This is a genomic window from Shewanella electrodiphila (assembly GCF_023283985.1).
Lineage (GTDB): Bacteria > Pseudomonadota > Gammaproteobacteria > Enterobacterales > Shewanellaceae > Shewanella > Shewanella electrodiphila.
In genome coordinates, this window is the sequence record NZ_JAKIKU010000010.1 from 122,339 (window position 1) to 140,349 (window position 18,011).

The following is an 18,011-nucleotide window of genomic DNA, read 5'->3' on the forward strand; positions in this document are numbered from 1 at the left end:
CAGTGTTGAATACAACATTTGATAAGCGCATAGACACTTTTCAAATTGCCAATAAAAAACCCTGCTTAGGTCTTAAGCAGGGTTTTATTATGAAATCAGTCAACGTTATGGTTGCTTCATCATAGGTAAATGACGCAATTAACTATGCTAATTACTTAGCAGCACAGTTGAATTCGCCGTTGTAGTCAAAGTTGAAGTTGTAGATAGTGAAACCTTCAGTACCTTCTTTAGTTCCATCTTCCTGCTCAGTTGAAAGACCAGTAATTTCATTGGTCGCACAACGGAAGGCTTCTTCTAGCTTTGCAGAAGCAAATGACACGCTAGTAGTATTTGGCGCTTCTAACTGGAATACTTTAGCGTTAGGGAATTCAAGCTCATTTCCTTCTTGCATCTCTAAGCGATCAGCTAAGTAGAACTGAACTAATTCACGGTTAACGAACGCAGCTTCTTCTTTTACAACAACTGCATTATCAACACCAGGCATACCCGAGTTAGACGCACGGTAGTTGTTCGTGATGACATAAATTTCAGCATCATCAGCAATTTCGGTACCGTAATACGTCAGGCTTGTAAGCTGCTCATTTTCAGTTTCTGTGTAGTTGAAGCCATCAATCTCAGTAAAGCGAGATCCATTTTCAACGTTAACAGTGTATTTAAGTAGCCCCTCACCTGAATCACTAAAACCACCGAAGAACGCATCAAAGTTGTAACCAGGGAATTCTTCTACTAGGAAGGTTTCACCCTCTGCCAATGGTAGGCTGCGGTAAGCATTAGAATTAATCCACTCAATCCAACGCTTCATATCAGCACCAGTCATTTTTAAAACGGCTGGCGTGTTGTTGTCGAATACATAAATGTCAGCAACAGATGCGTTAGTTAGCTCGCCTTCTTGAATGTTGGTGTAATCAGCTCCGCCGTTACGACCAGACTTAAATGGCGCTGATACTGATAGGAATAAAGCATCTTCAGATGCATCAGCAAACTCACCTTCAGCTTTCCACTTGTGTAGTTGATGAAGCTGAGCTTCATTCACTACTTGAATAGATAAATCAGGTACTACTTGTGGGAAGAAGCTGTTCATGTTGACGTCGATTTCAGCAATCGTTTCAGCCATGTATTCAACAGTGCCTTCATGTTCAGTAACGACTAAATCTTCAACGGCACCATCTGAACCTTCAACTAAAGAGCGAAGCTCAGCCGTTGAATGGTTATGATCGACAGACCAAGTTTCACCGCCGTCATTAGAATTAAGTTTTAAGTCAATCACACCTAATTTCGCGCCCCAGTAACCAGGCATTACAGCTGGAATACCATTGATTAGGCCTTTTTCAGCGTCAACATCTGGGATATCACCGTACTCATCAGTTGAGTTAGGGAAATCACGATGATCATGTCCGAACATGATGGCATCGATATCATCAACATAACCTAAGTGAAGTGATGCATTTTCAGCAAACTCGTCATCATTGTTGTTCAAACCAGAATGCGGAATAGCAACAATTACGTCAGCACCTTCTGCTTTCATAATTGGCACATAATGTTCAGCCGTTTTCTTAATATCAGAAACAACCACATTACAGACTAAATGAGATGCATCCCAACCCATGATATCTGGCGGAGTGAAACCAATAACACCTACTTTTACAGTATGTGCTTTACCATCATCAGCGATAAATTCACGATCTAAAATCACATATGGGTTATACATATGCTCAGCGGTGTCATAGAAGTCTTCAGTAATGCGAACTTCACATTCTTCAGTTGCATTACTCACCTTTTCAAGTGAATCATCAGCTTTCCAAACGTTAGCAGCAACATATGGGAACTCAGAACCTTTTAGCGCTTCATCAAGATAATCAAGACCATAGTTAAACTCATGGTTACCTAAGTTAGCAGCGTCATACTCTAGGTAGTTCATCGCCTTATAAACAGGGTGCATTTCACCTTGTAAGTGCTCAGTACCTAAAGCTGCCATGTAGTCGCCCATTGGGCTACCTTGGATTAAGTCACCGTTGTCAAATAACATGCTGTTTGATACTTCTTTGCGGGTTTCTGCAATCACTAAAGAAGTACGTGCTAAGCCCCATTCAGGCAAGTTTGTTTCGTTATCTTCTTGGCTTACAAAGTAGTTGTAAGGCATAACGTTAGTATGGATATCAGTCGTTTCCATTAAACGAAGATCGATACTAATCGAATCTTTTTTATCATCAGATGAATTACAACCCGCTAGTGCAGCAGCGATACTTGAAACAAGAAGAAGCTTCTTAGCATTAAATTTCATGATTACTCCAAAGAATTAATTTATTTCTTTCACTCAAGCCATTACCGCTTATTGAAGTTTACTCATTCAATAAAGCAGTAATATTTAATTAATGTGTTCTAACATCGGTAAAGACGGCGATAAATTAAATAAGTTTAATAAACAAGTAAAGAAAGAAAATATTACCAAATAGAAATATTTAACAATTAAAAATCAAACGACAGACACGTAAAAGGTTAGGCGCAAAGTAATAAACTAAAAATATAGTAATAAAAGTTACAATCTAAGTTCAAAAAACGCCCTATAATAAACCATGATAAAATGACACCATTATTACAATCCTACTATTTAGCTTACTAATAGCATTCACAAGCAAATCTCAGTGAAACTTATCATCATCCCCTAACCATAAATTGCGATAAAAATGTGGCTAGGAGAGTGGGTTCAGTATTGAACGACAAGCAAAACAACGTTCACCATTATGAACACAGACACAGAACTTAAAACAAAAACCCCAACAAACAACAACCTAACAAAAAACTATTGCGCAAATCATGTTGTAAAAGAAATAATTAATGTAATTATATTTTTATAAATCAATAAAAATATAATATTTAGATTAAAAACAACCTGTTACGGATATTTTAAATATTAGAAATGATCTATGAATTTCAATTTTGATCAAAACCAGAAAACCAATATCCACCTCCATTGTTAATTAAAACTTAGACTGCATTAGAAACAACAGAAAATAAATTATTTTTCACACCTGTCTGTAACAGCGATAAACACAGGCGCAAACAAATATTTAACCAAGAAACATAAACACAATAACAACCCCTGATTAATTAAAGGGTAAAACCAAAAATAAATTTCAACATAATAAAAACTTAGTCTAATAATTAACGCACAACTGAAATATTGCCCGATTAATTACAAGCCACATTATTAGTTGCGGATTAAAATTTAAAATCCTATTTTCAAAACAATTGTTTTTTATAAAGCCACTGTAAAAGAGTTTTAAATATGCATATATTGACTTACATAGGAATGAAGTGTGAATTGAAATAATTTAAGTTCGATAATAATGAAACGAATAATGAAATGAATAATGAAAGGCGGGAATATTGATAATGGCAAACTCTACATTGTTAGCCCTTTATCACGGGAACAATACACAACCACTATCAAAGGTATGAATAGTGGCTGAGTGAAGTCTTGAATCGCGAAAGTTGGTGCTACTTTTGCGTTTTACGGTATTGATCGAAATTAGCGATATAGTCGTCCATGTTACCTTCAAGCATCTTGCGATACTCTTCGACGTAATACTCCATCATATCCGCTTTTTTCTGCTGCATTTGTTCTGCACTCTCAAAACCTGTAGAACCGAACCAAGCGTTATAGCGCGATAGTGAATACATAAAAGAAGCGCTAATTTCACCAGTTTTAATTTCTGGGTCTTGGTTGTGCTCATTAGCCACGTTAATAAACTGGTTTGCACGATCGTAAAATGCTTTATTTGGAGCTGAATCTGACATGCTTAGGTCCTTAATAATGAGCCATTAGTGTGCCGACTTTGCGGCAAACCTTATCTATATTCAGATTAACGTGCTTTCACGTCTCTATACTGTAATGTTGTTCACACTCTACAATGGTGAGTTTTGATAACTGTGACCCGCATCATTTTGCAGGTAAGTAAAACCAACTTAAGCTGATTTAAAAGATCTTCCCTAGGGTCAAGTATACCGTTTTATGACGCAAGTCATTTATACCTACCCCTAAAACAGCAGGCCCGAACTCAGTTTCAGTACCGACAAAAATGCTCGACGCATAAATGAGATCGCCTAAATCGCGTTCACTCTTATACTGCCAAACATTGCCCATCTCAGCTGAGACACCGAGATATACAGGAATGGCTTTACCTCCGAACCCATGCCAATCAATACGATATTGGTACACTAAAGACCCATAAGCTAACTGTGAGCCGACTAAGGCATCTTTATGTAAGCCGGATAAGTTGAGAAAACCACCCAATTTATGGGTATGAATTAAACTTACTTGGTTGCTGTCAGTACCACTAAGATTAACTTTACTGATTAATGTATGTTGCCTGTAACTTTGAGCATGTTTGAAAACAAACTCATAATTAAACAGTTCAGTATCATCAAGCATCTCGCCTAGAATAGGTACGACAACAGGTGCTAAGTTATCTTTGTTATAGGCGCCTCTAAGATAAAGCAAGGTGCCTTCACGGGGGAAACTATAACTGTCTAATGAGTCATAGCTTAGCAATGCAAAACTAGAATAAGTGTCATAATCAATATCTAAGTTAAACACTGAATCGGTTTCAATATTGCCCTTTTCAGCCGAAAAACCTAACTCAAAAATCATGTCGTTAATCAAATTAATGCCAATCGCTGTGCTGACATGGTGAGCACTATTATCTGTACTGAGACCACGTTCGTTATCCCAGTAATACAATTGCTCCTCTTGAGAGAATTGATATCGCGTTTTCCAGTAATAAGTATCGAGTGCATCTAAAGGTAAGCGGTATTCAGCGGCCAGTAACTTTTCTCGCCCAGAGGTGAGTTCGAAACGCAATTGAGCACGAGTGTCGGCCACATTATTCATCGTATACATCAAATCAAGCTTCAAATCAGACACTTCACCAAAGTCTTCTTCCCATGAAAAGCCAATATCAAAAAAATTAGGCCCCCAACTTTTTTGCTGCGCGTTGAGTACCAGTTGTTTATTATTATCGTCGTCACGGACAGTTTCGACTTCTACTCGCTCAAATTCATTTAATGCGTACACTCTATCTATTGCTGCAACGATATCTTCAGCCTCAGGTCTATCACCCTCTTTGACTGCAAAAGCCGATTCAATCTGCTTGTTATCCACCATACTGTTATTGACCATTGTTATCTGGTGGATAGACTGCTGCTGGAAAGAAAGTAATGATTGCTTATAAGCTAGGCGTTGAGATTGATACTGCTGATAGTATTCCGGCGTTGCTTGCAGTGATAATAATTGTTGCTGATGCTCAATCGCCGCCTGCTCACCATTACTAAAACCCAGTGGCATGCTGCTAAAGTCTGTCGTATCTAGCAGGCTAATGTCTGGTCGAATAAGAATATCTTGTGGTTGTAAATTTTCGATTTGTTGAACCGCATTCGCGCGAGTCATGATGGTAGAAAGCTGGCCTAATATGGAGAAGCTATCTTTTAGCTCAGTTTTAGGCGCTAGTTCTGCGCCAATATCAATCGCAATAACGACATCTGCGCCCATTTTTCTAACGGTATCCGCAGGCATGTTACTCACCATCCCACCATCAACTAAATACATCCCCGCTATTTCTACAGGTTGTAATATGCCAGGAACAGAAGCAGACGCCTGCAATGCCTTTAACAAGTTACCAGATTCAAGTACCACGGCATTACCGCTACTGATATCAGTGGCTATCGCTTTAAACGGAATTGCAAGGTTGTCAAACGAGTCTTGCTTAGGCACCAAGCCTGCTGAGCGAATATATAGATTACCCATTGTCTGGCCACGAAGTACGCCCTGAGGCATAAGAATCTCACCATCAAGCGAGCCAAATTCAAAAGGAAGATTAAATCGATCAAAATCTTGTTTATCATGATAATTTAATGCTTTACGCGGCACGGCATCATCAAAACCACTGGTCCAATCTAGGTTTAGCATGATTTCTTCAATATCATCAGCACTATAGCCCAACGCATAAAGTCCACCAACATAAGCACCAATACTGGTGCCAGCAATATAATCTACCGCAATCTGATTTTCTTCAAGATAGCGCAACACCCCAACATGGGCTGCACCTTTAGCTCCGCCGCCGCTCAGCGCTAACCCAACTTTTAAACGTGGTGATTTATCGACTTCAATATGACTGCTATCAACGTCTTTTTGAGGTATAGCCGTTTCTAATAATGGCGCTTCGACCCATTGAGGAGCGACATTTGTTAACTCGCTCTTTGAGGCGAGTACATCGCTTTGTGCGTAAACCAGGGTGGGGGAAAAACCACACAGCGTGATTAAACATATTGTAAACCGCACCATTAACTTTTGCGCCTTAGCTTTTTGCTTCCAAACTTTTTGCGGCCAGATCTGTAGCAACCAAGTCTGTAGCAACCAAATGTTATGTTTCACCTGAATGAGCCCCTTAAAAAATAGGGCGCTATCTTACGAGAGAACAAGGTAAGAAAATAAGGGGCATTCGTGAGTTTAATTGTCTCAAATAGCAGTACAATAAGGTCATTTCAATACTGAATAGATCCATGATTGATTGACTCTATCAGCAAAAATGACTTAATGATTTTCCGTCGTTCACTCAAATTACGCTAATTGACTAATTGTTTACAAAACCACCGCAACAACATACACAACCGCCCCCAACAAAATTAACAAGTGTATTTTTTTACATAAAAAAGTGAAAGCGACATCGGCATGAACGAATTAACATAAGGTAATAAATCATCAAAATGTTCGTAGCCTAACCCTGATGTCAAAATAAAATCAAACCATTAAATTACAATGACTTAAAATGATAAAACACATTAACCTAAGCTAATTAAATTAAACCCAAGTTAGCCACCAGCACCATAAGCTCCCTTTTATATTGTTAGCTCAATTTTTTATTTTAATAGTGAGATCTAGAACACTAGAACTGAGCGCACACTTGTACTCATAATGCCTCATTAGCAATATTGACCATTGGAGTTTGTAATGCCTCAAATAACCTGCACACAATGCAGCCAGACAATCGACGCGAACTTAATCAGCTGCCCTCAATGTCAGGCAACTCAAGGATTAGACGCACTTGCTGGGATCGATCCGAATATCCGTATTAAAAATCAGAAATGGGCAATATGGTTTGGGTTCTTATTTGGCGGCTTAGGGCTACATAAATTCTATTTAGGTCAATACCTAAAAGGCAGTCTTTACTTAGTATTCAGCTGGACTTTGGTGCCGTTTGTTGTTGGCTGGATTGACTCTATCCGCACCATGAAAATGAGTTCATTTAATTTCGAGCAGCAATACAGTAAACGTGCGATTTAGCACGAAAATGCCGATTATATAATGTGTTATTTGCTGTATTCCACGCCTTATTAAGCATTTAATAAGGCGTTTTACATTCTTCCACTGACGACTCTTCCTTGCATATTCATGGCTATTATTTTTGCTAGCCAGATCGCTAAACCGTTCAAACTTCTCCCTTTCCTAAACCTCATAGTGCTATAGTAAATTCAGTTTCAAAATAAAGAATTTCAATTCACCATTTCAAGGGTTGCCTATGTTAAATGAGAATCATGCACTTATTTTCGACTTTCCTGAGTTTAAGAAAGACATTGTTTATTTGAATCACAAAGACGAAGCGTTCGAAACCTTATCCAAGCAATATCACTTATTAGATTACGAGATACGCGAGTTAGAAGTTGAAGGAAGCCCAACTGATGATGAGCATATGCATCAGTTAAAAGTACAGCGTGCTAATTTAAAAGATGTATTGTTCCAAAAATTAAAGCAACATCACGACCAAGACGCGTCCTAACTCCTCAAGTTTGAATAAAAGGGGATACATTGAATCCCCTTTGCAGCATTAATAAGCTCTCTTTCTCAAACGACACCTTTGTCCTAACAATGTATCTAGCTCTGAACCATGAGTCGTCATTTATCTAATCCTATTAATGCCATCATAATTAGAATACAGCCCCTCGTCTAAACACGGTTTTATGCCATAAGTGTGACCTACATCAACCATCGCACTCAATAACAGACAACAGCATCAAGCAAACATCCTATTAGCAAAACTCCATTTCTGCTAACATACATTACACATTCCTTAACTTCCCCCCAAAGGAAAAATGATGACTCTTTATACCCTTGCCGCGACTTGTATCGCTTTAGCATTATCAACTAGTGCCAATGCAACCACTGTTGAAGAAGAACTGAAAGCATTAAAAGAGCGCATTGAGCAATTAGAAGCTCAACAGAAAAAAGCAGCCGAACAACCACAGGTTATTGAAGAAGTGGAAGTTGCAGTTGTTAACGAAGTCGTCGAAGAAGTTGAGGTCAGCAAAACAACAGAGGCCAAAGTTAATTTTGGCGGCGCTGTCCGTGTTAATTATTCCTATGAAGATTTTAATGATGCCAACGCCGATCGCGGTGGCGACTTTGACTTTGACCTATTCCGTATCGATGTTTCCGGCAGTTACGGTGACTTAATTTATTCAGCTCAGTACCGCTGGTTTGAGTACATGAATGTAGTGCAACACGCTTGGATTGGTTATAACTTTGATGAACACCAACAAGGTAAAATCGGTGTCACTCAAGTACCATTCGGCATGCTAACTTACGCATCAAACAACTACTTTTTCAGCTCTAACTTTTATCTTGGCCTTGAAGATGACCACGATATGGGTTTGAACTACACCTATAAAAGCGACGCTAACCGTTTTGACATTGCCTTTTACAAAAACGATGAACAAGGTGGTATAGACGGATATGTGTCAGATCGCACAGACCGTTACGCCTACGATGTTGTGGGTATTCGTCTAGACGGTGAAGATGCTTACGATGCACCAACGGCAGGTTATGAAGCAGGTGAGGTGAATACCTTTAACCTGCGTTATGCACACAACTTTACCTTCGATAAACTGGGTGTTGAGCTCGGTGGTTCTGTACAAGCAGGCCAGTTGGAAATAGCCAACGGCACCGATGGAGACAACTTTGCAGCAGCTATTCACGGTATTATCGATTACGATCGATGGAACGTGAAATTACAAGTAACAGATTACGAATACGATGTTGATGGCATGGATGTCGACCGTATTGTGGTTGCCGCTTACCACTTTTATGACTCAATCCCAGCAGAAGCGACCACTTACATCGCTAATGTGGCTTACAGCTTACCAGTCGATTTTGGCCCAGTATCTAACCTCACCTTCTACAATGATTATTCTTTAGTGACGGGTAAGTCTGCCTCACTTGAAGACACCTTTATGAATGTCACCGGTATGGCGGTTTCAGCCGGCGGTTTATACACCTACTTCGACTATGTAGTAGCTGAGAACCAACCATTCATCGGCGGCACAATGGTCGGTGATGGTGACACCAATAAACGATTCAATATTAACTTTGGTTACTATTTTTAGGCTAGTTATCTAGCTAAAACTCATTAGCTTCTGATTGCATTTATTTTTAAACAAAAAGCCCGCTTATCTTTCGATAAACGGGCTTTTAATCTATTAGGTGAGCTGGCCGATAAGTTAACTTTTATAGCTCAAAGCATATCATTCACAAATTATCGACTCTCCATTTTCTACTATCTGAACGTTATCAAAGTAGCTTGAAAACTTGTCACTATTGAGAGTATGAATTGGTACTAAAACCTTAGGCGATATATTACGAGTAAACCTCTGTAAGTGCTCTAAGTAAGCATGACCACTCGTATGAATGTATTGCCATGACTCCTGATATTCATTGGCTATCTCTGCAAACTTAGGTTGCTTACTTTGATAGCCTAACCACATAGAGTAGATAAGTTTAGGCTTTACCCCCTTTTCCTTAAATGAATCAAGGTATGGTGTCATAGCATAGGGAGATACTCGAAATACATAATTAGTACCTTTGAGCTTATTTGGATTCACATGGCGGTTGCCGTACCGCAGGAAGTCTTCACCGAATTCAGCTTTAATGATAGCCAATTGTGACTTAGGAAATATCACCTTTAAATGGTCATTTTTATGTGGTGGTAAACCTGGGGAGTACTTCTTTAGCGCCTCAAGCAAGTAAAGTTGGTAAAGATCGATAACTAGCTCTTTTCCTGTGCGTTTAGTTGCGTTATAGAGACTTACAATACGATCAATATTGCCACCTGAGGCTGAAACAAATGCAGGTCTATCACTCTCATTAAGACTTGTGACCATAGCCTCTTCAACCGAGAATTCGGTAGGGAATTGTTGTGAGTGCCCACCATCAAGAGTTGTCCCTTCGAGCAACATAAGATCAGGCTGCTTCACATTAGCATAGATATAATCGCTAACCTGTGACTTTCGCCCATGCCCACGAAAATCCCCAGTGTAATAAACCTGCTTACCATCAACCTCTATTAGCAGGCTACATGCCCCAAAAGCTGAATGATCCATTAAAAATGCCGTCACTGTAAATGGACCAACTTGAAATGGTTTTCCAGGAGAGAACTGTCGACACTGATCCAGTGGACTAAATCGCAATGCATCAGGGTAAAATAAGTTACCAATGGTCATCATAGAGTAACTACTATCTGACACGTATATGTTTGAGCTTTTAGGTAATGACCTCAATAGACCATAATGATCTGGATGTGCGTGGGATAATATATAAGCTAAAGGAGGCCTAGTATCTTGCTGTTGAATATCAAGCAAAATACCATTTTCTATTGATGGACTTGAAGCCAAGTCCGCATCAATCGATGCTCCAGTACTATCCATGAGAGGAGCACCGTAATCTAATACAATGCTATCTTCACCATGGTTTATTTTTATGCAACTACCGCCAATGGTATCTGCTCCACGTAATATGGTTACTGAGGTCTGAGGCATTAAAACTGTTCCTTACTCTGAAGTTTGTAACAGCCGCCTTCAGTCATCACCTGCATGGTTACTTTATTTTCACGTAGCTTGCCTTCATGAGATAACCAACTATTTCGTTTATCCAAGTCTTTGTTGTAATACATAAGTAACCTAGGTTCTATATCAATGGCTAATGTTAATTTACCCTCTGCAACGTCTTTGATTATTTTAGCCACTGATTGCTTTTCCAGCTCCGTGATTTTGACCAGCGTTTTACAAGCATTGAGGTAGGCTTCTTTTAATTGCTGTTGGTGATGTTTGTCTTTTAGAAACTTTCTATAACGTCCCAACTGTTCAATTACCTCGGGGCTTTTACTATTGGTACGACAACGCGAGTCAGTCGTGAGCTTAGCCTCCCAAAAAACAACATGTGCTACATCGCCTTGTCGCTCTAGTGAAACGAGGTCAATTCGGTAACCACTACCCGGTAGCCCCATCTCCATATCGATAACATTACCATTAGCCGCAACAACGTTTTCTACAAAGCTTTTTTCATCATCTTCTTTTATTTTTGTAACCGTAACGTGTTTAATCCACTCTACTAGCGTGCTGCTTTCTTGGTATGTTACATATTTTTTTTCATTCTCAGGGTTGATAATATTTGACTCATTCCCAGTTAATCTGACATATTTCTGCGACTTGGCATCTGGAAAGACATATTTAATATGTAGCTCTGAGTACAACTCTTTTTTCTGGTTAAAACCAACCTTCGCAATAGCTTGCCCCCGATGGTAAAAATTGAGGTAATTTTCACGTACGGCTAGGCGAAGGCCATCACTATCTAATTCTTCACCTGCTGGCTTTAGTTGCTGTAGAAGGTCTGCCCACCATTGAGGTTTTTCTGCAGGTAACTGCTTAAGATTAAATTTCCGAGCGAAGGGTTTTGTCATGACTATTTCTCACTGTCGGTTAGAGTTATAGCGTTAAAGTTCGGCTTGTCAGCACTATGGGTACTTCCTGGATTGGAGATAATTCTTTTTTTAAATCTACTAAAACGTGCATGGGGCTGATGGACATGACCACATAGAATATATTTTGCCTGTAACTCACCAAGCTTGATGGCGGCAAGGATATCTGGACAACCCCAGTCTTCTCCAGCCTCTTTAGCAACTTTGAGTTTAGATGGAGGTACGTGGTGTAGTAATACGTCACAGTCTCTAAACTGATTAAAGTTAGGATTTTCATATGGCATACAGCCAAAACGAAAGCCGCCTACCTCAACAATATTTCCATCAAGGTAAAGATGATCTTTTTTCAATTTGTTAAGCCACCGTGCTGATGGCAGTTCATCATTTTCAACCTCTACCTGATCATGATTACCAGAGCAGATAAATGTAGGAACAGTGAGTGTTAGTGTCCATTGTTTAATCCACTCAATTTGCTCCTCACTGCTTAAAGTCTGATTCAAGGAATCATCAAGCAGATCACCACTTATACACAACACATCATAATTGCACAACTGCTCTGTTATCCATTCAAATTGAGCTTGGTTGAAATGCAGATCAGATACGTGCAGTAACTTCACCGAACAGCCAAGAACTGACTTAATGCCATGAGTCATTTAAAGCTCCTCCGTATAAATCAATAGTCGTAGGAAAACAGAATCAGGCGGATTTATACAGAGCAGCAGCAGCTTGAACCCGTACAATCTCATTTTCACTATCCAGTGCCTGAATTAGCGTATTACGCACTTTATTTTGTAACTCGAATTCTGTAGTAACGGGCTCTTCGGATATGTGCTCAGCAACTTTAAGGAACTCCTCCATTGCTGCCGCATGCTTGGAAAAATTACATACCGTTTTGCGTGCGCCTTTCAATGACCTCAAAACACCCGGTGGAAGGAGTGACTTTTTTACTGTCATGACATGCTCAACGGATACACCGTGGGGATTCCCTTCTTTTGAGTTATCTCGATTCATATCATATTGTACGGATTCGACGGTACGAAACAGATGCATACTTTCAGCATTACTTTCTGATGGACTCAACACTATTGAGCCCACCTCGATATGTAGAAACTGTTCCACTTGAGAAAGGTTATGAGCATTGAGATCTGGCATTGCTTGCTGTAATTCCTTCCTACTCAAGCCTCTTAGATCCTGACCACACGGCCATCCAATTGATACCCTTCCCTTAAGAAAGTCAGACTCTCTATAAATTCCATGTGGTTTTGGTCTTATGTGATATACGGTCATATTGGCACCTTTAAGTCAAAAAACTCATAACAACTACTGATGACATTTAAGGTAGGACAACTAAAACATGTTGTCAACAGTTAAAGATAGTTTTATGACTTTTTTGACCTGTACATTGAGAAGGTGATGGAGTATGTAGAGAGATTCCGAAAATATCTGATACCAATATTTCCTGAATTAAAAGTTGAACCGAGGAGCTAGGCTAATAGCATCGACATATAAGAGGTAGAAATTGGCTTTGCCCAAACAACACTTTATAAATTCAAAGTACCTTTTAGCACCACTCTCAACTTTGACACTCCACGATTTCCACTCAACAAAGTCAGCCCAAGCATCCTCAAGTAAGTAAGGTTTCGGTGTTATTGCTGGTGGTATAGGTAACGACCTCTGAAGGCTAGCTGTAAGCTCATATACAGCGCTATTAGACGTTATAACTGAGTTCAGTTCGCATTGCCTTAGCTGATTAATTAATTGCGTCACATGATCACACGGGGCTATTAATTGGTTGATTTGATGTATTACAGGGAAATGATTTGCTAAACGGGACACAGCAATACTGTATGAATCGGTGCGCAGTGAACGTTTGATTTCTTTATGGGGATATAAGTGTCTAAATCGCTGAGGAACAACAAAGCAAAAATGATAGGTTTTATTTCGAAGATGGATGTACTGCATAATGTACCAAACCTTATACCATTTAAGGTATAAAATCAAGAAACACCATGCAATACATCCACTTACAGAATGGTTGAGCTGGCCGATAAGCCAACCCTCACAGCGAATTCAGTTCAGTTATAACAATGGATACGGGCGATTTAGAACCATTTGTATCCCATTTTGTAGCACAGTTTGGTACTCACTCTTTAATGAGCATATTCCAATAAGCCAAGGATATAAAGACTATTGTAAACTTACCCTAACATTAGCATTAAACAAACGGCTTTCATTCAATATTAATAATACCCAACTCATCACAATGCTAACGTATGGATTTATTAATATTCCTTCCATGTTCATTATCAAATTATCAAATAATCGAATAATCGAATATTAAACTTCACGTTCAGTAAACACTTACTTATCTCCATACATTTCAACACCTTACGCAGATCTCACTTTGAGAATTCTATTATTGACTCCCCTATATTAATTGGTAAATTACCGCCAATTAATTTGGAGTGTGACAATGTATATAGCCATAAAAGTAAACCAAGATTACACCGTAATATCAGTGTATTGCATGGAGAAGAAGAACCGTCTTTGTTGGTGGTTAAAAGGGACAATGGATGGTGAAATTTTAAGTAGGCGCAAGAATCCTTCTAGTGATGAGTACTTACGCTTGCATGCTGCTATTCTAGCCTTGAGAAATAGCTCAGATACCAAGCAATTTAACAGGAAGCTCTGCCTTACATACGATATTTGGGCTGAATTTGTTGTTCTAGCAAAGAGATATGAAATAGAGCAGGCAATGTCTAATAAGATCATTCCGCATTCAAATAGCTGTACATTAGGAATCTAATATCGAATAAAATTTGGGGGTTGTTTGGGGTGATTTTCAAAAAATGCCTTTAAAACAACCTCACAGTTCGATTATGGGAAGTCACATTTTTCTAGGACTTTAACTGCTAGTGGACATATAACTCTTTCGGTAGGCATTAGCCTTCATCAAAAGTTCTTTTTTTATGATCCCCCGAGTATCACCTAAATGAACTACAGCAAACCTCTCGCTAAGTCTTCTTCCAGTTTTAATTTCTTTTGAAAGGTAATTCGCTATCCCACCGTTTACAGGTAATTTCACCTTGTAGTAATAATTATTTTTACCCCTCAAAGCATCTAGCCAATCGCTATAACCAATTCGTACTCTCCAAGTGTTTAACCAATAAGAATCCTCACTATCCTTTGTCGTCGGCATAGTCCCAAATTCAATTTCCTCGGTCAAAGTTAACGCTGTATATTTGCGCTCAACTACGTAACTGTCTTTTATCTGTACTGCGTTTGAAGCGGTTGTAGCATGCTTATTCAAAATATCTTTGAGACGCTTGCGGCTACTTTCATTATTTGAGGTGTTTATGGTAACTATGTGGGCATGGGTGATACCTCCCCCTTTTACCGCCCCTGACTCAAGTACTACCATAGTTGGAACTTTCCAGCCTTGCTCCCTTAAATATTTAGTGAAGTGCGAGGCTTTTTTGAATTTAATTTCTCCTTGCTCTGAAAAATCAACCGTAGCAAATACTATCAAGCCTTTATAAAGCTGTTGATTTAGACGCTCGATAGCAAGAAAAGCTATATCTAAATCTCTTGAGAAATATCGATTACCAATAGGTTTACCCACACTGTCACAAATAGGCTCCCTATGCTTAACTTTTCCTCTCTTTGGGTCTGTATATAATGGTTTATGCATGGGGTTGTTACTATCTACTGGTAAGCAGCCAATTCCAGTAGATTCCCTATAAGCGAAAGCCCTTGATAGCAATGGGCTAGGGGTTTTCAAGCCTTCAATAAATCCGAGGTTTAAACTAGCTTTTTTTGCGCACATTCTTTTGTCTATTAACAGTTCATTTTCTAAGCTGTTTACATACTGTCTTTCTAGCCCTAGATCCTGATTTTTGGTATAATTTGAATTCATATATAGTAAGTCCAAAGCACCTTTCGCAGAGGTGCTTTTTGTTTTAAGGCTCCAGTGTGGCTGTTTTAACTTCAAGTACTTCCACTTCTAACATTTCTCGCACAACAAGCTCTGGTAAATCGTCCGACTCCTCTGGTTGTTCTCCGAGCTTAAAGCTCGCTCTTAACGTGTCATTTGATAGCTTAAGACTCGACGCTATAGCCGTTAATGCTCTCGCCACCTGTACCGCTTCTTTAGTGTCTGATGGTTTATCTGATATCTCATCCATTAAAGCGTGTAACTTCCCTCTCAGCTTTGTTGCTAGAGCGAGATCGTCAACTAGAAGTGAAGAGGCTTGAGCTTTTATTGATTCACTGGTTAACGATTGCTTAAGTGCCTCTTGGTATTGCGCAACAAGCTCAGTTTTCAACGAGCCAGACTTCACACAGTGTCGTTTTTGAATATCCCTTACTGTGTGGTACTTCAATCCAAACTGCTTAGAAATTGCAGCAAGCGTGTAGCCTGCCGCTATCATGGCTAAGATCTCAGACTGAGTCTTAGGGTCTGTACGCTTACCCAACATCAACTCCTTTGGACGAAACAGCATTTGCTCTAAGCTTTAAAGTTTCTAACCCTTCAGCAATTAAGTATTGCACTACATGTCGATACTCCATGCCAGCCTCTCTAGCGATACCTTCTATTGTTGGAACAAGACTTTTAGGTACTCGAATCTGTTTTGACATGTTATCTGACTCCTAACATCGGCAAAGTAATTTGTCTTGCTATCCCAGCCTCTCGCTTAAGAAGCTCTGCAAAAGTTTGTTTGCTCGTACCATGTCCCCTAGCTGCAACTGTACATCCAGCTAGGACTAAACGTTCTAATGTTTGAATATCTTCAACTCCTGTTGCTTCAGCCACTTTTTTTATTACTTTAAGTGTTGATGCATCACCAAATTTAAGGCCATTAATCAGATTTCGTAAGGCCTGTAAATTGGCGGTAGCCTGTTCGGTATTTCCCTCATCAATAGCGTGCTCTACTGAGTCGATTAGATTTGAACAAAAGTACATACGCTCTAACATTATTAATCCTCTAATTTAATTAAAGATGCTGCAATACGATGCATACCACCCAGATGAGCATTACTGATAGTTAACTGCTTATACACTTCAGCTGTTTCTGCTCTTTTTCTTTCATCCCGATTAGTCGATACAGGTGATTCAATCGCTTTTCTTTTAGCCGTTTCCGTTGTGATACAACCATTATTTAGAATCTCAGATAATGTTTTGTCGCAGTAACGCTCAGCTATATGCCTAGGTAAACCTTTGGAATGTAATTCATTGAGTACATCAGTCCTATTGAAAGCGCTGTTTTTCATATAAAATTTGCCTTATACATGTACAAAAAAAGCATTTAACTGAATAGTTTCAGTCGCTTGGCTAACAACGACTATATATAAAATTGAGTAAAAAGCGACATAAAATGTCACAAATTTGGATAAGAAAATAACTCCAAATAGCTAACCCAGTGATCTAAAAAGACAAACTTTTCAATATTTTTTGCTTTCTGTAGAGTAGATAATGCTGTCTTTCGTAAACTTACGGTAAACCTATCATTAATTCTCAAAAGCATACCTTTATAGATATCGCCCCCGATACTCTATAAAGGTTGAATTGTTACTTTATAGACGGTATTATCGAATCCTCTTAGACCTTTATGGATACCAAACATGCCAAAGTCGTCAAACATTGCCTATATTCGAGTTTCAACCATTGAGCAAAACACTGACCGTCAAACATTCCCAAATGTTGAAATTGACAAGGTGTTTGAAGAAAAGGCATCTGCAAGCAATATCAAGCGCCCAGTATTAGATGAATGCATCAACTACCTTAGAGAGGGTGACATATTGCATATTCACTCTTTAGACCGTGTATGTCGCTCTGGGGCAGGAGACGCAGTAAAGCTTGTAGAGCATCTAAGCTCTAAAGGGGTCGGCATACAGTTCCATAAAGAAGGAATGAGCTTCTACGGTTCAATGACAGCCGCTCAGAAAGGCGTATTGTCTATTCTGGCAAGTGTGGCTGAAATGGAACGAGGTTTAATCAAAGAGCGACAAGCTGAAGGTATCGCAGCGGCTAAAGCTAAAGGTAAGCACATGGGCAGACCGAGCATAAAAGTCAGCAAAGAACAGATAGAAGAATTACTCGCACAAGGCTTGAACGTTAAAGCTGTAGCCGAACAGTTAAAGATCGGGACTTCTACTGTTTACAAGATCAAAGCAAATAAGTGAGCTACACCCATTGTTATCTGGACTTTA

Annotated in this window: 18 protein-coding genes; 5 read left to right on the plus strand and 13 right to left on the minus strand. The window is 39.2% G+C overall.

Features of this window, described 5'->3' with window-relative positions; translation table 11 throughout:
* Positions 1-151: 151 nt before the first annotated feature.
* The 3 genes from L2737_RS16975 to L2737_RS16985 form a co-directional block, all read right to left on the minus strand.
* Entirely contained in the window at positions 152-2,281 is a 2,130-nt protein-coding gene (locus L2737_RS16975; protein ID WP_248956526.1) for a bifunctional 2',3'-cyclic-nucleotide 2'-phosphodiesterase/3'-nucleotidase, read from the minus strand.
* A gap of 1,217 nt (positions 2,282-3,498) precedes the next feature.
* Positions 3,499-3,798: a DUF3144 domain-containing protein gene (locus L2737_RS16980; protein ID WP_229370896.1), complete on the minus strand. Its 300-nt coding sequence runs from the start codon at positions 3,796-3,798 to the stop codon at positions 3,499-3,501.
* Between the two features lie 178 nt (positions 3,799-3,976).
* On the minus strand, positions 3,977-6,430 hold the full coding sequence (locus L2737_RS16985) for a patatin-like phospholipase family protein (RefSeq protein WP_248956527.1): 2,454 nt from the start codon (positions 6,428-6,430) through the stop codon (positions 3,977-3,979).
* A 576-nt stretch (positions 6,431-7,006) separates the two neighbouring features.
* On the opposite strand from L2737_RS16985, the gene L2737_RS16990 reads away from it, so the two are divergent.
* The 3 genes from L2737_RS16990 to L2737_RS17000 all read left to right on the plus strand — a co-directional run bounded on the left by L2737_RS16990 (position 7,007) and on the right by L2737_RS17000 (position 9,435).
* A complete protein-coding gene (locus L2737_RS16990; RefSeq protein WP_102527680.1) occupies positions 7,007-7,339 on the plus strand; it encodes a TM2 domain-containing protein in 333 nt (110 codons plus the stop codon).
* Between the two features lie 235 nt (positions 7,340-7,574).
* Positions 7,575-7,832, plus strand: coding sequence for an HP1242/YdcH family protein (locus tag L2737_RS16995; RefSeq protein WP_102527681.1), 258 nt, complete (start codon positions 7,575-7,577; stop codon positions 7,830-7,832).
* A gap of 316 nt (positions 7,833-8,148) precedes the next feature.
* Positions 8,149-9,435: a carbohydrate porin gene (locus L2737_RS17000; protein WP_248956528.1), complete on the plus strand. Its 1,287-nt coding sequence runs from the start codon at positions 8,149-8,151 to the stop codon at positions 9,433-9,435.
* Between the two features lie 138 nt (positions 9,436-9,573).
* Here the strand turns inward: L2737_RS17000 and L2737_RS17005 are convergent, their stop codons facing one another.
* From L2737_RS17005 to L2737_RS22530, 5 genes are all read right to left on the minus strand, one after another.
* A complete protein-coding gene (locus tag L2737_RS17005; protein ID WP_248956529.1) occupies positions 9,574-10,863 on the minus strand; it encodes an MBL fold metallo-hydrolase in 1,290 nt (429 codons plus the stop codon).
* On the minus strand, positions 10,863-11,783 hold the full coding sequence (locus L2737_RS17010; RefSeq protein WP_248956530.1) for a hypothetical protein: 921 nt from the start codon (positions 11,781-11,783) through the stop codon (positions 10,863-10,865). The genes L2737_RS17005 and L2737_RS17010 overlap by 1 nt, the downstream gene beginning before the upstream one ends.
* 2 nt (positions 11,784-11,785) lie before the next feature.
* Complete coding sequence (locus L2737_RS17015; protein WP_248956531.1) at positions 11,786-12,454, minus strand: metallophosphoesterase family protein; 669 nt, start codon at positions 12,452-12,454, stop codon at positions 11,786-11,788.
* 43 nt (positions 12,455-12,497) lie between these two features.
* A complete protein-coding gene (locus L2737_RS17020) occupies positions 12,498-12,953 on the minus strand; it encodes a hypothetical protein (RefSeq protein WP_248956532.1) in 456 nt (151 codons plus the stop codon).
* Between the two features lie 312 nt (positions 12,954-13,265).
* Complete coding sequence (locus tag L2737_RS22530; protein WP_428848399.1) at positions 13,266-13,763, minus strand: DUF6538 domain-containing protein; 498 nt, start codon at positions 13,761-13,763, stop codon at positions 13,266-13,268.
* A 511-nt stretch (positions 13,764-14,274) separates the two neighbouring features.
* Here L2737_RS22530 and L2737_RS17025 point away from each other — a divergent pair.
* Entirely contained in the window at positions 14,275-14,607 is a 333-nt protein-coding gene (locus L2737_RS17025; RefSeq protein WP_248956533.1) for a hypothetical protein, read from the plus strand.
* Between the two features lie 99 nt (positions 14,608-14,706).
* On the opposite strand, the gene L2737_RS17030 is transcribed toward L2737_RS17025, so the two are convergent.
* Genes L2737_RS17030 through L2737_RS17050 form a run of 5 tightly spaced genes read right to left on the minus strand, consistent with a single transcriptional unit; the run spans position 14,707 to position 17,072 of the window.
* The gene (locus L2737_RS17030; protein ID WP_248956534.1) at positions 14,707-15,792 is read right to left on the minus strand and encodes a hypothetical protein; all 1,086 of its coding nucleotides are present in this window, start codon (positions 15,790-15,792) and stop codon (positions 14,707-14,709) included.
* A complete protein-coding gene (locus tag L2737_RS17035) occupies positions 15,761-16,279 on the minus strand; it encodes a helix-turn-helix domain-containing protein (RefSeq protein ID WP_248956535.1) in 519 nt (172 codons plus the stop codon). Before L2737_RS17035 ends, L2737_RS17030 begins: the two co-directional genes overlap by 32 nt.
* Complete coding sequence (locus L2737_RS17040) at positions 16,269-16,439, minus strand: hypothetical protein (protein ID WP_248956536.1); 171 nt, start codon at positions 16,437-16,439, stop codon at positions 16,269-16,271. The genes L2737_RS17035 and L2737_RS17040 overlap by 11 nt, the downstream gene beginning before the upstream one ends.
* 1 nt (position 16,440) lies before the next feature.
* A complete protein-coding gene (locus L2737_RS17045; protein ID WP_248956537.1) occupies positions 16,441-16,776 on the minus strand; it encodes a hypothetical protein in 336 nt (111 codons plus the stop codon).
* Positions 16,777-16,778: 2 nt separating this feature from the next.
* Positions 16,779-17,072, minus strand: coding sequence for a hypothetical protein (locus L2737_RS17050; protein WP_248956538.1), 294 nt, complete (start codon positions 17,070-17,072; stop codon positions 16,779-16,781).
* 351 nt (positions 17,073-17,423) lie between these two features.
* Between L2737_RS17050 and L2737_RS17055 the strand changes: the two genes are divergently transcribed.
* Complete coding sequence (locus L2737_RS17055) at positions 17,424-17,984, plus strand: recombinase family protein (protein WP_248956539.1); 561 nt, start codon at positions 17,424-17,426, stop codon at positions 17,982-17,984.
* Positions 17,985-18,011 lie beyond the last annotated feature (27 nt).

Excerpts from the sequence above, each read along its gene's own strand:
- L2737_RS17055 (WP_248956539.1), top strand. The coding sequence starts at position 17,424 with ATGCCAAAGTCGTCAAACATTGCCTATATTCGAGTTTCAACCATTGAG.
- L2737_RS16980 (WP_229370896.1), bottom strand. The coding sequence starts at position 3,798 with ATGTCAGATTCAGCTCCAAATAAAGCATTTTACGATCGTGCAAACCAG.
- L2737_RS17025 (WP_248956533.1), top strand. The coding sequence starts at position 14,275 with ATGTATATAGCCATAAAAGTAAACCAAGATTACACCGTAATATCAGTG.
- L2737_RS22530 (WP_428848399.1), bottom strand. The coding sequence starts at position 13,763 with ATGCAGTACATCCATCTTCGAAATAAAACCTATCATTTTTGCTTTGTT.
- L2737_RS17035 (WP_248956535.1), bottom strand. The coding sequence starts at position 16,279 with ATGTTGGGTAAGCGTACAGACCCTAAGACTCAGTCTGAGATCTTAGCC.
- L2737_RS17010 (WP_248956530.1), bottom strand. The coding sequence starts at position 11,783 with ATGACAAAACCCTTCGCTCGGAAATTTAATCTTAAGCAGTTACCTGCA.
- L2737_RS16990 (WP_102527680.1), top strand. The coding sequence starts at position 7,007 with ATGCCTCAAATAACCTGCACACAATGCAGCCAGACAATCGACGCGAAC.
- L2737_RS16995 (WP_102527681.1), top strand. The coding sequence starts at position 7,575 with ATGTTAAATGAGAATCATGCACTTATTTTCGACTTTCCTGAGTTTAAG.
- L2737_RS17005 (WP_248956529.1), bottom strand. The coding sequence starts at position 10,863 with ATGCCTCAGACCTCAGTAACCATATTACGTGGAGCAGATACCATTGGC.
- L2737_RS17050 (WP_248956538.1), bottom strand. The coding sequence starts at position 17,072 with ATGAAAAACAGCGCTTTCAATAGGACTGATGTACTCAATGAATTACAT.
- L2737_RS17045 (WP_248956537.1), bottom strand. The coding sequence starts at position 16,776 with ATGTTAGAGCGTATGTACTTTTGTTCAAATCTAATCGACTCAGTAGAG.
- L2737_RS17040 (WP_248956536.1), bottom strand. The coding sequence starts at position 16,439 with ATGTCAAAACAGATTCGAGTACCTAAAAGTCTTGTTCCAACAATAGAA.
- L2737_RS17000 (WP_248956528.1), top strand. The coding sequence starts at position 8,149 with ATGACTCTTTATACCCTTGCCGCGACTTGTATCGCTTTAGCATTATCA.
- L2737_RS17020 (WP_248956532.1), bottom strand. The coding sequence starts at position 12,953 with ATGCCAGATCTCAATGCTCATAACCTTTCTCAAGTGGAACAGTTTCTA.
- L2737_RS17015 (WP_248956531.1), bottom strand. The coding sequence starts at position 12,454 with ATGACTCATGGCATTAAGTCAGTTCTTGGCTGTTCGGTGAAGTTACTG.
- L2737_RS16975 (WP_248956526.1), bottom strand. The coding sequence starts at position 2,281 with ATGAAATTTAATGCTAAGAAGCTTCTTCTTGTTTCAAGTATCGCTGCT.